Annotated in this window: 11 protein-coding genes and 1 pseudogene; 2 read left to right on the top strand and 10 right to left on the bottom strand. The window is 48.3% G+C overall.

Features of this window, described 5'->3' with window-relative positions:
* Positions 1–9 precede the first annotated feature (9 nt).
* The 3 genes and pseudogenes from IVG45_RS10765 to IVG45_RS10755 all read right to left on the bottom strand — a co-directional run bounded on the left by IVG45_RS10765 (position 10) and on the right by IVG45_RS10755 (position 2,395).
* On the bottom strand, positions 10–600 hold the full coding sequence (locus tag IVG45_RS10765; RefSeq protein WP_196437804.1) for a Uma2 family endonuclease: 591 nt from the start codon (positions 598–600) through the stop codon (positions 10–12).
* Between the two features lie 161 nt (positions 601–761).
* Entirely contained in the window at positions 762–1,172 is a 411-nt protein-coding gene (locus IVG45_RS10760) for a hypothetical protein (protein WP_196437803.1), read from the bottom strand.
* A 66-nt stretch (positions 1,173–1,238) separates the two neighbouring features.
* A pseudogene (locus IVG45_RS10755) lies at positions 1,239–2,395 on the bottom strand (IS3 family transposase).
* 257 nt (positions 2,396–2,652) lie between these two features.
* Between IVG45_RS10755 and IVG45_RS10745 the strand changes: the two are divergent.
* Positions 2,653–3,714, top strand: coding sequence for a M15 family metallopeptidase (locus IVG45_RS10745; protein ID WP_196437802.1), 1,062 nt, complete (start codon positions 2,653–2,655; stop codon positions 3,712–3,714).
* An 86-nt stretch (positions 3,715–3,800) separates the two neighbouring features.
* Here the strand turns inward: IVG45_RS10745 and IVG45_RS10740 are convergent, their stop codons facing one another.
* The 4 genes from IVG45_RS10740 to IVG45_RS10725 are packed head-to-tail and all read right to left on the bottom strand — an operon-like array spanning position 3,801 to position 9,454.
* Entirely contained in the window at positions 3,801–5,213 is a 1,413-nt protein-coding gene (locus IVG45_RS10740; RefSeq protein WP_196437801.1) for a hypothetical protein, read from the bottom strand.
* Positions 5,214–5,247: 34 nt separating this feature from the next.
* On the bottom strand, positions 5,248–6,618 hold the full coding sequence (locus tag IVG45_RS10735; protein ID WP_196437800.1) for a CHAT domain-containing protein: 1,371 nt from the start codon (positions 6,616–6,618) through the stop codon (positions 5,248–5,250).
* Entirely contained in the window at positions 6,618–8,093 is a 1,476-nt protein-coding gene (locus tag IVG45_RS10730; RefSeq protein WP_196437799.1) for a hypothetical protein, read from the bottom strand. The genes IVG45_RS10735 and IVG45_RS10730 overlap by 1 nt, the downstream gene beginning before the upstream one ends.
* Positions 8,090–9,454, bottom strand: coding sequence for a hypothetical protein (locus IVG45_RS10725; RefSeq protein ID WP_196437798.1), 1,365 nt, complete (start codon positions 9,452–9,454; stop codon positions 8,090–8,092). Before IVG45_RS10725 ends, IVG45_RS10730 begins: the two co-directional genes overlap by 4 nt.
* Positions 9,455–9,880: 426 nt before the next feature.
* Between IVG45_RS10725 and IVG45_RS10720 the strand changes: the two genes are divergently transcribed.
* Positions 9,881–10,021 carry a hypothetical protein gene (locus IVG45_RS10720; RefSeq protein WP_196437797.1) on the top strand — a complete coding sequence of 47 codons (141 nt, stop codon included), beginning with the start codon at positions 9,881–9,883 and terminating at the stop codon, positions 10,019–10,021.
* A 230-nt stretch (positions 10,022–10,251) separates the two neighbouring features.
* On the opposite strand, the gene IVG45_RS10715 is transcribed toward IVG45_RS10720, so the two are convergent.
* From IVG45_RS10715 to IVG45_RS10705, 3 genes are all read right to left on the bottom strand, one after another.
* Positions 10,252–11,751 carry a hypothetical protein gene (locus IVG45_RS10715; protein WP_196437796.1) on the bottom strand — a complete coding sequence of 500 codons (1,500 nt, stop codon included), beginning with the start codon at positions 11,749–11,751 and terminating at the stop codon, positions 10,252–10,254.
* 62 nt (positions 11,752–11,813) lie between these two features.
* Positions 11,814–12,785: a hypothetical protein gene (locus tag IVG45_RS10710; RefSeq protein WP_196437795.1), complete on the bottom strand. Its 972-nt coding sequence runs from the start codon at positions 12,783–12,785 to the stop codon at positions 11,814–11,816.
* A 292-nt stretch (positions 12,786–13,077) separates the two neighbouring features.
* Positions 13,078–14,226 (bottom strand): hypothetical protein, encoded by a 1,149-nt coding sequence (locus IVG45_RS10705; RefSeq protein WP_196437794.1) that lies wholly within the window; start codon positions 14,224–14,226, stop codon positions 13,078–13,080.

Genomic DNA, 14,226 nt, shown 5'->3' with positions numbered 1-14,226 from the left:
CGATCAGCCTCAATAATCCTTTGGCAGGCGCGCCGCCAGTTCGTCCCAGCGAATCACGATCTCAGGCAAAATGCCGACTGGAGTTTCGCCTTCCAGTTGCGATAGTTCCGGTTTGCCGTATTCGCCGTATTGCAGGCGATACACCGTCAACATCCGGTCGACCGGATGCACCAGCCAGTATTCGCGGACGCCGTGGCGTTCGTAGAGATTGCGTTTCTTGATTTGATCGTGGCCGGCGGTGGATGGCGACAACACTTCCACGATCCAGTCCGGCGCGCCGCGCACGCCGCGTTTATCCAACTTGTTGCTGTCGCAAACCACCAGTACGTCGGGTTGGACAACGGTGTCGATTTGGTTATCGGTTTCGTTTTTCTTGGGCAGACGCACGTCGAGCGGCCCGATGAAAACTCTATAGGGTTGGCCTGATAGCGCGTGGGCGGTTTGACAATAAATTTCTCCGGCTACGTCCTGATGCGGCAAGTCATGTGCCGTTGGCATTAAATAAGCATTGCCGTTAATTAGCTCGTAACGAAGGTCGTCCTTCCAGCCCAAATAATCGCCGTAAGTGTGATGTTGCCGGTCTTTCAATGCCAAAGCCATGGTCTGTTTTCTGCGGTGCCAACATATTTCCATCCTAAACAGTACGCGGACCGGCGGCAAGCAGTTCTGATGAAAACCGTTTCAAATAAGCCGCCGTTTGCTGGTGTTCAAGCTGAATTGTCGGATGTTGAATCGGTCTTTTGCTGTGCCCATGTTCCGGCCTATAAACTCAAAACATCATCGATCTCGCTCCGAGCGGGAACGGTCTCGCTTTTTACGAGAATGGCGAGGCTTTTAGCTCGGACGATCCCGCTCTGAAAGGGAATGGTTTTGCTTTTTACGAGAACGACGAGGCTTTTTGCCCGGATGATTTCGCTCCGAGAGAGAATGGTCTCGCTTTTTAGGAGAACGGCGAGGCTTTTTGCCCGGATGATCTCGATCCGAGAGGGAACGGTCTCGCTTTTGACGAGAACGGCGAGGCTTTTAGCTCGGACGATCTCGCTCCGAAAGGGAATGGTCTTGCTTTTTGTTGGAATAACGAGGCTTTTTGCTCGGATGATCTCGCTCCGAACGGGAACGGCGAGATTTTTAGGCTTTCGCCAAACATAACTTTTCGTTTTCGACGATTGCATGTCGCCGGTGTGGGAGGGGCTTTAGCCGCGACGATATGATGTGTCAACACTTTTCCGGACACACAGCTAAGCAGCTTTAAGCTGCACTTCGTAGTCAACGGGCGACAGGTAGCCATTGGCGGAATGAAGTCGCTCGCGGTTATAAAACACTTCGATATATTCGAATACGGCCTGCCTGGCCTCGGATCGGGTTCGATAGGTCTGGTGATGTATCAACTCGGTTTTCAGGGTATGAAAGAAACTTTCCGAGACGGCATTATCCCAGCAGTTTCCCTTACGACTCATGCTTTGCCGGATGCCGTGTTGCGTTAATAAGGCTCGATGGCTGTCCGATGCATATTGGCTGCCGCGATCGGTATGCCATAGCAAGCCTTTCTCGGGCTTGCGCTTCCAAACCGCCATCAGTAGCGCATCGTTCACCAGTTTGGTCCGCATATGTTCGGCCATAGACCAGCCCACGACTTGCCGGGAATAGAGATCAATCACCACGGCCAGATACAGCCAGCCCTCCTGCGTATGGATATAGGTGATGTCGCCGGCATAGACTTGATTGGGCTTTTCCACGGCAAATTGCCGATCCAGGTGATTGGACGCAACCGGTTGATGATGCTTCGAATTCGTCGTGGCTTTGAATTTGCGCTTGGTTTTACAGGCCAACCCCGCTTCCCGCATCAAACGACCGATACGGCGGCGGCTGACGGTTCGGTTCTGAGCGGATAAGGCGGCTTTGAGACGGCGCGTACCGTAGGTTGCCCGGCTTTTGCCAAAGGTGCTTTGGATCATCTCGGATAGGGCGGCATCGTCTTGTTCGCCCGCAGAGGGGCCTTGCTTCAGCCAGTCGTAGTAGGCGCTTCGGGATACCCTCATGAACCGGCACAGGGTATCTACCGCAAAGTCCTCTGCATGCTGCTTGATCCAGGCGTACTTCATCTTTGTTCCTTGGCGAAGTACGCCGCTGCCTTTTTTAGTAAATCGCGCTCCTCGGTCAATCGGGCCACTTCCTTCTTAAGGCGCTTGAGTTCATCGTACAGATGTTCATCGGTACGGACCGCTTTATTGCTGTCTTTGGGGCGACTGTATTTTCCTATCCAGGTATGCAAGGTATTGACGTTAATGCCAAGATCCTGGGCTACCTGGCTGATCGGTTTATCGGATTCATTCGCCAACTTGACGGCTGAGGCTCTGAATTCGGCTGTATAGGTATTGGGTTTTTCTTGGCTCATTTTGGATTCACGCTTTTTCAGGTTATTTTAAAAAGTGTGTCCGGTTTAGTGTAGCCACATCAAGTTCCAAGCAGACCACTTTTAGGTTTTTAGCGAGCGTCCATTCGATTAATGACAGCGCTTTGGTAGTTAGTCATAATGCCTTGTCGCCGAATGACATACAGAAACGAAATTTACATGCTGATCAATAATTTATCTTGTCCTTGTTATGCTCTTCACCCGCCAAAATCCGTTAACTCGTCTATTAGGAGAACACCATGCCAGAAAGCAGCTTTACTCACCCATTATTCGGTCCCATCAAATTTCGCACGGCTAGCTCCGAATGGAAACGTGGAGATAGAATAATATTTATTGCTGGCTTCGATCTGAATGATGTGACGCCTATTGTCATCCCACAACTTAAGGATATTCCAGGCTCTAACAATGGAAAGTTGCGTTTTCATAAACAGGCTCACCAACAACTACTAGCAGTATTTAATTCAATTGAAGCTAAAGGCCAGCTTCCCCTGGTTAAAACCTGTGCAGGAACACTGAACCCACGTTTGCGGAAACCAACTAGCGGTGCCTTAAGCAAGCTTCCTTCCAATCATGCCTTTGGAATTGCGATTGACTTGAATGAAAATGATCCTGGATTTGGAGACTCTGTGGCACCTATAGCCCCTGTTTTTCAGCTCTTTGGATTTACCTGGGGCAAGTCATTCAATGACCCTATGCACTTTGAAATAAATAAGCTTATTAAACCAGAAGACGTGGAGGAAAAACTAGCCATGAAATACCTTGCTACCAAACAGCACGTTTCTAACCGAGGCACCCCTCCCGACGACTTCCTTGATCAGCTAGTTTCCTGGGGTAAGCAAGCGCCCGATGAAATCTTCGCTCCCAATCTTATAAGTGATATCTATTCAAGCGTGAAAAACACGCTCGGTCCTTGGAAGGATATAAAACATCGACGTGCCGTCATGCTAGAAGTGATGCGCGTACTCGCTGGTTTTGAATCATCATGGAATTGGAATGAAGGTCGCGATAAAAATAACCCGACCTCAGTAACACCGGAGACCATCGAGGCGGGTGCTTGGCAGGTAAGCGCAAACTCAATGAATTTCGGGCAGGAACTCAAAGATCTAGTACTGAGAGACGTCGGAACGCTTGATGGAAACGCCTTCCAGAAGGCAATGAAAGAGAATCATACCCTAGCGATGGAGTACGTGGCGCGACTGCTGCGCCGCACTACTCGCCACCATGGACCAGTCTCCAGGCACGAAATTGATCCATGGTTGCGCAGTGATGCGGTCGAAGAGTTTGAAGGATTGCTATCGTAATTCGCCGATCCCAACAATGTTGATTGCGTTTAAATATCGAAAAACTAAAATCTTATTCTTTTAACAGCGTTTTATAGCTAAACCAGTCAGGGTAGCGCTGGTAAGCATGCTGTTGGGTCACCGAGAATGACCATACTTTGCACGTCCCGTGCGCTGAGAAGAGCATGGAGCATGGCCGGCCTGGTATTCTCGCCAGAATTAAATGCACGCAGACTTGCTTCGTAAGAGACGTAAAGAGCACCAAGCCGACCATAATGATCTCGAAAGGCGTTGCCAATCCTATCCGGTTGAAACAGTTTTTCGTAGAGTGCTGTAATAATCGTATCGGTCAAATGCTGCCCGGTAGGAGGTTGGCGTAAGGTCCAGTCGAACGTTGGTTCCACATGCCCAACGAAAGCGCGGAGTGGCTTTGATCCACCCAGCAGCATCTGTGGTAGCGGCGCGATTCGCGCACCTAACATAGCAATACCATTCAACACTCGATCGATTTCGGAACCGCTATCGACGAGGCCATTAAACAGCGTACGTGAATCACTTCCGGCCGAGCAACAAGCATGAGCGTACCAGATGGCGCCGTTAGGCGACCATTTGTCGAGCAGATTATGAGGATTGATAGGCAAGAAATTCTGGTCGACCGGAAGCCCAAGTTGTGAACCCATCAGCTCAAGATTATCGAGTGGTCCTGTCTGACCATGGCTAGTGGTAACCACCAGCCCAGGAGAGGCCAAAGCGAGGGCCGAGGTGAGCGCATCCCCGCTAGCGTTGGTGGATGATCCATCGACAAACACTGCATTGGTGCCAATCTGCGGATCGGCTGCAAGGCGATTGTAAACTTTGGCGGCGATGCTGTTTCGCATAAGCCGTGTAATGTCGCTGGGACCGTGGTCAGTTGCCCACACTACCGCGTTGGCGGGGTTTGCCATGGTATCCTTCCAGTCATCCATCATTGCCCCAACATAATTTTCGAGCGCTTGGCCATCCAATGCCAGACGTCCGACTGCGCAACTGGCATTTAGGAGGTATTGCAATTCCCAAGGGATTTCCGTGGGTGAGGCGAAGATCAAGAGGTAGCGAGGCAGGCAACCCGGCATAACCCCCGGGGGCGACCCGCTAATCGCAATATCTTTCTCATCACGATAATTACGCAGAAAACGGTACCGATTCTCCGATTCAGGACGATAGCGCAGCACCGGTACCGGAAAGCCAAGATCCTGGCTGCGTTGTTTCAATAATTGTCGGATTGGTTCGGGCGCATCGTCTCCAGATTTGAGATCGGAATTTGACTGACCCGGCTTTTCTGGAAGCACTAGTCCCCATCCGACTCGTGGATCGTGCCAATCATTCGGATCAGCTTCAGGAGGAGGTTTTAAGAAAGTCCGCACAGTTTCGGGGGCATTTGTCAAGACCCACCGTTTGGCAGCATCAGACACAATACCGTTCGCTTGTCCGGTGCCTGTATATGCGTTAATAGTTAGTGTAGTCGGCCATTCAAAATCCATTAGAGTTCCTCTTGTTGATGTCACCATCAGAGAGTCAGTTTTTCAGCTCATCTTCAATTCGGCGAATTTCATTTTCAAATTCGTTGAGTATTTTTTGTCTGATACCTGGATCAACGTCCGGTCGGGCCGCAAATTCATCCCGTTGCCTCTTTAATTCGTCGAGCTCAGCCAGCCGGCCCAACCGCTGCGGCAGCGTCATTCCATTCGACTTCTGTGCACGCCGGAGCAGAAACGGTTCTCTACGTGTGTACAGGACAGGAATCGTCCATTCTCTGCAATTCGGCGCAGCCTCCGTTGCTGGTACTTTTCTGGGTGCACAATTATCAAGCAGTTTTTGCCGTGCCTTCCATAATGCACTTGCCCACTCGATTGTGGTCGGCACGCCCCCAACTTGAGCGGTATTGATCAGCTCAAGTACTCCCCGGTAGAACAATTTACAAAACGCATGTGCATGGATGCTAGCCACGGGTTCACGCATGCCGACCGCGGAAGGGAAGCCTGCGGATACCAATGCGCTGGCCAAGTTGCGCGCATCCTTAGCTTGCATAGCGCTTTCGCAACAATTAAGGGTCACAAGCCAGACATTTTGGTTTGGATCGGCTGTCTGGCGTAACTCATTGGCCTCCAAAATGATGCTACCGTCACGCTCCACCTCCCAATCAGCCCTGTTACCAATTTGAAGATAAGGCAACTTGTCTGCCGTTCCATGGCAAAAAAAATGCAGTAGATGCGGTGCAAAATTAACGATTCCCTGGGTTAATTCGTATTTGTCAATGACATAATCAACTTTAACCCTTGCGTCGTTCAAGCTATCGATGTGTTGTTTAAGCGACTCTTCGCACACAAACACACGAAGTTTGAATTCTAAGTTCGCAGCTTGTAAGGCCTCGTAAATAGAGTCCCACTCCTCACGAGCAGGGACCTGCGCAACGCTATTTCCCCCAGGAGCGGAGAGAACGGCAAGCATCCGTAGTGGCGGCGAAAATTCATACTCCAACTTGATCTGTGCTAAGGGAATTTTCAATCGGGCAATGGGCCAGCGAGCGTCGAGTGCCAGGAATCCCATTTTGACATCGTACAGAGTTTCCCATGGCAATTCGTCGATCTCGGGCGGATCAAGATAAAAATAGATAGGGTGTTTATTGCCATTAGTTGTTACGGAAGCTACGCCTAATTCATATTCAATTGCCTTGTGCGAAGTGAGGCACTGGTAAAGTTGACTACCCGCTTTTTGAACGGGACCAGAAACCGAGTCACCCTGTTTCCAATTCTGAAATGGTTGTTTAGCTTTGAACTTAAGCTGCTTCCCCATCCGTGCTTCCGGATGGGTCTGTGGCTCAAGCAAACACATCTGCGGTTTGTTTTGGTCGGTCTCCTGAATCCAGATCACAGTGCGCGAATTCATTATATTTCCTTGTCAAGTACAGCCTTCGCCAGCAAATTAGAGGTAAAGCGCAAAGCATTTTCGGTTCCGCTTCGGATGACTTCATGCACTAAAGCCGCCTTGCGAGTTGACTCATTAACAAAAGTAGGTATATGTTCCAGCGGCGAATCCCCTCCTTCAAGAGTCTTTCCGAGGGTTTCCTGCAGACCGCGCAATCCCTCTGAAACCTTAGTCCGATGAATCAGGGCCGCCGCCGCCTGTTCCAAGGAGCGTTGCGATCCTGCAATCCAGGCGGGCGTATTTTCCGAGCCACGAAGAATTTCTGACAATTTTGTCGCCATTGTGAGCTCTTCAAGTATAGATTGATCGCCTGACTCAGATTTTTCCCCAACTAGTTGTAAGGGATGGCAGCTCAGGGCCACAGCGGCGGATTGTGGCGGACGCCCTGGTTTTGAAGCGAAGAGGAAGCGGTAACAGTTGGCGAGCGGTTTGCTACCACGATCTTGATCCATATCGTGCAGCAACACCGGCCCAGGCCGCAGTCGAGAGAGTTGCTCCTGTAACAGGCGCAGGCCGCCTAGCGACGTGTTTCCGGGCGGGGAACTGAATGCCACGGCCCAAGCACCAAGACGGTTGAGAAAAACCGAAAGCTGTTGAGCGTCAACCCGACTCGCCCAATAGGCGTCAACCTTGCCCAGCGGAGACTCGCCCAGTGACAAATTACCTTTCTCTCGACACAGGTAGCCTTCGCAAAGGAAATGGACGACATCAGCACTGCGGCCATGAAGGGCATTCGCTATCCAGAGGAGCCAGGGATTCTCCACGTCCCTAGTTAATGATGCAACTGCCTGAGTATAAGCCTCGGTATAGCTCGGTGCCTTAGCGGGATCGTAAAGGATGATCTGATATTGGGAATAGAAAGACTCGGCGAGCTGGCGAAGAGCCGCCTGACTAGCTTGGTTAGCGAAAAGGTGAAGGGTAGTGGCAGATGTCAAGCCAGAAGGAATTTGACTTAATAATTTCTCAATAATGGCTTCATGAGCGACCTCATTAGGCGCCCCCCGCAAACTCATGCAGATCACCACATCGAGCGACGCGCGCGATGTCACCGGCTGAATATCAAGATAGGGCAACCGGAGGATCGGTATTTTAAGGATAGATTGAAACAATCGCTCCCACGGAATGAGAGGAAGATAACCGGAGGGATAATCTATGTATAACCAGAGGGGTTTACTCTTCGCCTCACTGTGTGCTGCAATGGCAGCTACCGATGCGGCAATGTACTGAGGAAGTCTGAAACAATCCGGATTCCGATCAGCCGCATTGGCTTCATCTAACGTCATAGGTAGGCCAAATTCATCCGGAGTTGCCTGCAACCGTCCCATTGGCTCGCCTCCTAAAGAGAGATCGAATACAATCCGGGTTGCCTCAGCGGTCAGCGATAAGGACAATCTCAGTACAAATAACTGGTTTTCCCTCATTAGCCGTTCAGTCATGGCCGCTTCTCCCCAGAAACCAAGTTAACCAGTGCCCATTCAGTGAACCGATTACTGACGTCGCCATGTCCCTTGATCTTATCATCAGAACCGTCGATCCCTAATATCTTGAATCCCTCCAGCGGATATCTTGTTCCAACTTCCGGCATGGGTATCGTTTTGCTCTCGCCGTTCTGCATCCCACCTGGTCCAAATCCTCCTAGTGCGGCAAATTTACTTGGTGGTATCCCAGCGATTTTCTGCTCGCCCAGATCGGAATCCCGTCGCACGGCGAGGTGGAAAAACTTGGTGAGTGCGGCATCGTTTTTGCTGAAGGTAGTAAAGATCGGTCTGTCCACACTCTGAAGTGCCTTCCGAAACCCCCCGTGCCTGCCATTTTCGTCAATGTTTTCTCCAAAACATAGGTAGGAGATCGCCGGTTGCAGTAAGAGGGTCGATGTTATCTTTCTGGGGAGATTGGACGGATAGCAAAGCGCTGACAGTACAACCTTGGCTCCATACGAGTGACCCATAAGATGGACGCGTGTGTTTCGGGCTTTTTCTTCTTCTTCGAGTGTCTTGAGAATATCGTGCAACATCGGGCCAACGCCATGTGCGCCTACGGTTCCAGCCCGATCCTTCATTTGCCAAACAGTCGCCATGCGGATGGCATTACGTGGATCGAGAAAATCCAGGACGCCAGCAGTCGCTGGTTGATCAGATTTTGGTTCCGTTTCGTCGGGAGCGAAACCGCCCTCGCCACTATCATCCATAGACGGATGCCATACCTTAAGTAGGTCGTCTGCAGAGATGTTCGCGTCGGTTCCAAGCTCGGTATCGCCGTACTTCCTATAAACAATGGATAAAATTTCTGCGAATTCAATTCCCTCCACCCGCGTCAATGTCCGGCCCCGTTGAGCGAGTTCGTAGAATCGGCTGACCCGATCGTCAGGCAAATCAGATGCGAGTTCTCGTAACGCGAATTGCTCATCCAATATTGGCTGATCCTGTCCGCCTGCACCGGCAATGTCAGGCCCTTCCTCCCATGGGAGAACCAAAGCCGTGCTTGGCCAAAGAATGCCAACAAACAATGGCCGATAGACTTCGGGGTTATTAAGGCCAAATTGATCTCGAATTGAAAGGTAGCCAGTAAAAAAACTGCGATAGCGCTCAAGAGCTTCTTTAAATATATTATTCCAGCCGTGGGAAAAAATATGAATGTCGGTAAATTCACCGGAAGCAACAGCATGGAGTAGTTCGTCCTGCGTCAGAGGCCCCTCGCACCGACCTTTTTTGTCGAATGGAATCAGGTATAGCGGAACTTTTTGGCCACTGTTGGTTGAGAAAAATTCAAAAGGCCCTGTTGGAATAGAAGAGGTCATGTTAAATCCCTAATTTTGATTTTTATGCATTAGCACCAGTCTACACGCGTATAAAATATGCACCAATTTTGTTAATGACTTAATCATAGAATATTTAATTCCTACGGTCATACTAATATCAAGAATCATAGCAATACCACCTAAAGGTCTCCTTACATTGACGCCCCAGTTTGCCAAGCAATAATTTTAAATCTGGTTCGACAGGAAAAGATTGCAGCCATACATTCGGATTTTTCTAAAGCCTTTGCTTCTATCCCTGATGGAGTCCGCTGACCAGGGTCTGATCACGAAAACGGGATCAAAGTCCCAAGTCTCCCACAGACTAACCCAGCCACGGTCTGACCTGTCGTGCCATCATCTCAATCACTACCCAAGCAACCTGTAATGGTCAACCAAAACCCCCTTCAGCTGCTCACGGAGCCATACGTGAACCTCTCAATTCATACGGCTCTTGTTATTCAACCGCCCAACGCCAGACTCGCCAATGTGCAAAAAGTGTCGGATATTGCCGATATAGCTCTCGCAACCATTGGCCGGCACGCCATTTCCGGCGCTTTAGCGATTTGAATTTCCGTCTCGCCCAGTTCAACATCTTTTCGTTGATATAGCTATAAATGGCCCGACATCGCTGATTTCCTGAACTTTTCGTCTGATATCGCTTCCTCAAGATTTAATATTCCAACAGAAATTTATGCGAACTCTTACCCTTCAGATAAAGTAGCGCAACTGAAATATTTTCTCATATGCATAAAATTACCGTAACAAGTACGCCCAATTGGAAAATAACTATTAAATCTTCATTCCAACCGTATTATCATCGCTCTAACTTCCTTCCTCTCTTTAGCGGTTGGTTTCTGCGTCGCTAACAGCACCATTCCTCGAATAAATTCACGCATATTGTCATTGGATAGATCGCTGTGTCCGTCAATGATTTCCTTATCTACACTGACAATGAGGTAAGGATTACGCGCTGCTGTTTTATTATTGCGTTCAAGGCAGCCCTCAAACTTTTCACCACTAAATGGAATTTTAGACGCTCCGCTATCCCAGGCATCGCTGGCGGTTTGCAGAAAATTAAAAGTAAATGCCTTTTCAGAGGCAGTTGTTCCATAGCCTACTGTCCGCATTGAGCTTTCCTGTCCCGAACAAGCTCCATTATTTAACTGATAATTGGTATACGCTTCGAAATGTCCAAGAGCATATCTATTAGCTTTTTCCTCATCGAACAATTCAGTTCCTCGGGTGGTAGCATTGTAGCGTTCTAAATCCAGTGTTTTTTCGAAAATCGTAGAAAACCACCGTCCGAAAGGAAAAATATACGTTACAGGAACATCAGTCCTTGAGGCCAAAACGGCAAGTACCGGCAATTGGTCCGGAAAATAATTCCCTCTTTCGATGGCCATATCATGTAGGACTGAGAATTGCTGAGCTTCGATGGCGGGATTAATCAGTAATACGAGATTGCCGAAACCATTAGCATTGCAATCAGTAATCCCGCTATCAATCCCTTCCGGACAAACAGTGTTGACGAAACCATGGACAAGTATTTGAGATAGTGCTGAATATACCGCCGCTCCACCGAAACTATGCCCAATAACCACCAACTTGGTATTGCCATTCTCTTGCATCTTGTTTTTAACTTTCTTGATGCGGTCAAGGCGGACAAGGACTTCAGTCAAACCGGCATCCCCAACTTTATGAGCTGTGTTTTTTCGATCCCAAAAGGTGAACTGCTGTAATAATTTGACCGGTGCCCAGGTTGCCTGCTTGACGACTGGAATATCGATTTCGCTGATAGAGTCTCCACGCCATCCGATATAAAGGCCGGCAACCTGGCGTCTTAGTCTGCCTTCACTTTTACTTAAAGCGGCTTCCTGTTTGCCGAGTTTCATTAAAACTTCACGGAATCGTTTTAGGTTGTCGTTGGCAGGATCAGCATTATTGTGCCACCCATGCACGAACACAACCATCAGCAAGTCCTCATATTGGCTGAACTCTTCCAGTACCGTGTTCATCTGTTGGCGGTCGAATAGCTGACCTTGTTCATCAAGCTCAACAAAGCCCAGCAAATAGCCTTCATCCTGACCGTTTTTATAATGCTGCAAGGCATAACTGCTGCAGCAGTCGATTACTTCTGATGGCTCTGGAATGGCTTCTTTCAGAGGGCAAGCCGCAACGTCGGAACGATACTTGGCATTGGGATGATAATTCTTAAGATCGGCGCATCCCCCTAGGGAAAGCAACAGCAGCAGTAAAGATAGCATTGCTAATTGCTGAGAGTGTTTCTTTAGTGCCATTGGATATTGTCCTATTGTTATTGTTGTTTTGGAGTAGCCAGAAAAGAACTGCTTTTATGCAGTTATTGACCTTTCTCTTCCTTGGCCTGGATTAGCCAAGTTTTGAAAAAATCTCTCACTTCGGAACGGCGGACATTCATAGGATGATTGGACGGGAAACTGGATGACCAGCCATAGGTCAAAGTCGAGTGCGATTTAGAACAATCGGTATAATTTCCCTCCGCGTCTTTATGGCAATATTCCAGAGCTGTAATTTCACGGTCCAGGAAAGTCTTGTCTCCAAGTTCCCTTTTCAATCGACAATGCTTAGCCCGTTTCGCAATCGTGTCTTTCTCAAAGCGCACGCCATAAATATGAATATCGCCGGCGATCGCGCGTCGTTTTGCTATTTCCCATTCTTGCGCCGATATTCCAAGATCATCATCTTCCCCGAAAATCGGCAAAGTAGGCTGCGCCAACACAATCGCTTTGATTTCCTTATGATCAAGTAAAGATAAGGGCATGGCCCCGGTCAGGCACATGCCAATGACACCTACCGGTTGCCCTGGATGATGGGTGCTTACCCGATCAAGCGCCGCCGAAGCCCATCTGGTAATGGGGCGACTACCTTGCAGGTTCGCTCGCTCATACCAGTCGCCGTTAAATAAATAGGCCAAAGTGCCGAAGAAGGTATTCTCCTGGTTGGGCGAGCCAAACAACAGGGGAACATAGACATTAAAATCCTTGGAAAGAGTTTCAGCGAAATGCAGCGTATTGGGCGATAACCCCGGTAGCTCGTGCAACAGCAATATCGGCGGCGCCTGCTTCGAAGGGCCTGGGAAAAAATAAACATCATGCGCGATGTTCTCTTTAGCACTGACAATCGACTCAGACAAAATATTATCGAGCTTATAAGCTTCAGGTGCCTCGTGATGACTCGATCCATGGCTACAGCCGCCGACAATTAAAACTAGCGCGAAAGCAAGTGTTAAAGCCATTACCCTTTGGTCCCATGCATGCCTGTCGAGTGCTTTTAGTGGAGTGTTAATAGGCATCGAAAATTTTCCAACTTTTGAGCAAAATGGTTGTCCAGTTTTTTTCAGTTAATTGATCAAGGCATTGTTATATAATGGTTATAAGTTCACCAGGACGCCTATCACTGGAATAATTTCTACACACTTTAACAAACTAGACAAGGCGGACGATGATATTCGGGTGTAGTAGCCGCTCAGATGAGTCACTAAATCCATCTTCAATCCGAAACTTGATGCAACCGGCTTTTAGCTGGTGGTAGTTCACAAAATGTGTCTGGGTTAGTGCGGCTTCATCAAAAATTAATTTCATTTTTTATGTTCTCGAGCCAGCACTGACTTTTTTAAAGTTGACCGCAATAATTCTTAGTTGATTAAGTCTTGTCGCTACCGAATAATTGATTCCCGTGGCATTTGCCATAAGCTTAGTTTTGAAATCTATCGTTATAGTTTCTTTTGGGACAAGCTCCAATTCGACGGCTTTAGCCAAGATGGCATCTTTATCCGCCGTATCCATATCAAACGTTTTTACAATTTCGCCAATCAAGTCGCGGTTTAAGCTTCCTGCTTCACTTATTGCTGCATCTGGCGCTATGTTTTCAAAAGCCACTTGACGAACAGAGGTTCTTTTCGCAAATTCAGATGCTGCCTGACCTGTGGCAAAGAATTGGACATGGTTGGTAGCGCTTTTCCAAATATTCGACTGATCTGCTTGATTCGCTGCGTCATCTATTCCACTTTTGTTATCAATCGAAGCATAAAAAGAAGGCATTTTGATATTCCAGCCGTTCTTTCCATTCGCGCAACCTTCATTGACAAAAATTGGGGGTGATGCAAACTCTTTACGGTTATAACCCAATTTTAATGAATCTGGATAGGGTCCTGATGTGCCGCTCCAGGCCACTTTGAGCCCATATGAAGTATCAGTTGCAAAATAAAATGGGCGGGGTTCAGTTTGGTACTCCTCAGGCCCTTTCCCTGTAAAAAAATGTAATGTTTTTAAAAGCCAACCACGTGTGTCACCTGGCTTACTTTGCATGCATATTGAAGATTCAACAGGTTTATTTGATTCCTGAGCTAAATAAACTGCTGCATCACCTCCTGCAAAGTGAGCAGTTATTCTTGGGTCTAAAAAGTTTCCTCGTAGACCAAACGCTCCAAGCAATGGTAGTGCGACTTCTTCGCTATTTTGATTACCGTCACTTTCGGCTTGTTTCTCCTTGTTTTTATCGATAATTTCACCTTGATCCTTATTTTCAGGTGCTTTTTCAGATGAATTTATCGGAAATATTGGCAAAATAGCAAGTTCTCGTCTGGCTACTGTTACTTCCGCAGTTGGCGGCTTTGTATCAACATCAAGTCCCACATTTGTCTTTGTTACGAATAGAACTCGATCCCCTGCACAACCTGACAGGGCTGCGCAGAAAACAACAAGCGATAAATTAGGTGTAACGGCGAATTTCAT

Origin of the sequence: Methylomonas sp. LL1 (assembly GCF_015711015.1) — a bacterium.
Taxonomy (GTDB): domain Bacteria; phylum Pseudomonadota; class Gammaproteobacteria; order Methylococcales; family Methylomonadaceae; genus Methylomonas.
Note: the sequence above shows the minus strand (reverse complement) of the source record. Positions and strands in the feature narration are given on the sequence as shown.

Excerpts from the sequence above, each read along its gene's own strand:
- IVG45_RS10765 (WP_196437804.1), bottom strand. The coding sequence starts at position 600 with ATGGCTTTGGCATTGAAAGACCGGCAACATCACACTTACGGCGATTAT.
- IVG45_RS10760 (WP_196437803.1), bottom strand. The coding sequence starts at position 1,172 with ATGCAATCGTCGAAAACGAAAAGTTATGTTTGGCGAAAGCCTAAAAAT.
- IVG45_RS10745 (WP_196437802.1), top strand. The coding sequence starts at position 2,653 with ATGCCAGAAAGCAGCTTTACTCACCCATTATTCGGTCCCATCAAATTT.
- IVG45_RS10740 (WP_196437801.1), bottom strand. The coding sequence starts at position 5,213 with ATGGATTTTGAATGGCCGACTACACTAACTATTAACGCATATACAGGC.
- IVG45_RS10735 (WP_196437800.1), bottom strand. The coding sequence starts at position 6,618 with ATGAATTCGCGCACTGTGATCTGGATTCAGGAGACCGACCAAAACAAA.
- IVG45_RS10730 (WP_196437799.1), bottom strand. The coding sequence starts at position 8,093 with ATGACTGAACGGCTAATGAGGGAAAACCAGTTATTTGTACTGAGATTG.
- IVG45_RS10725 (WP_196437798.1), bottom strand. The coding sequence starts at position 9,454 with ATGACCTCTTCTATTCCAACAGGGCCTTTTGAATTTTTCTCAACCAAC.
- IVG45_RS10715 (WP_196437796.1), bottom strand. The coding sequence starts at position 11,751 with ATGGCACTAAAGAAACACTCTCAGCAATTAGCAATGCTATCTTTACTG.
- IVG45_RS10710 (WP_196437795.1), bottom strand. The coding sequence starts at position 12,785 with ATGCCTATTAACACTCCACTAAAAGCACTCGACAGGCATGCATGGGAC.
- IVG45_RS10705 (WP_196437794.1), bottom strand. The coding sequence starts at position 14,226 with ATGAAATTCGCCGTTACACCTAATTTATCGCTTGTTGTTTTCTGCGCA.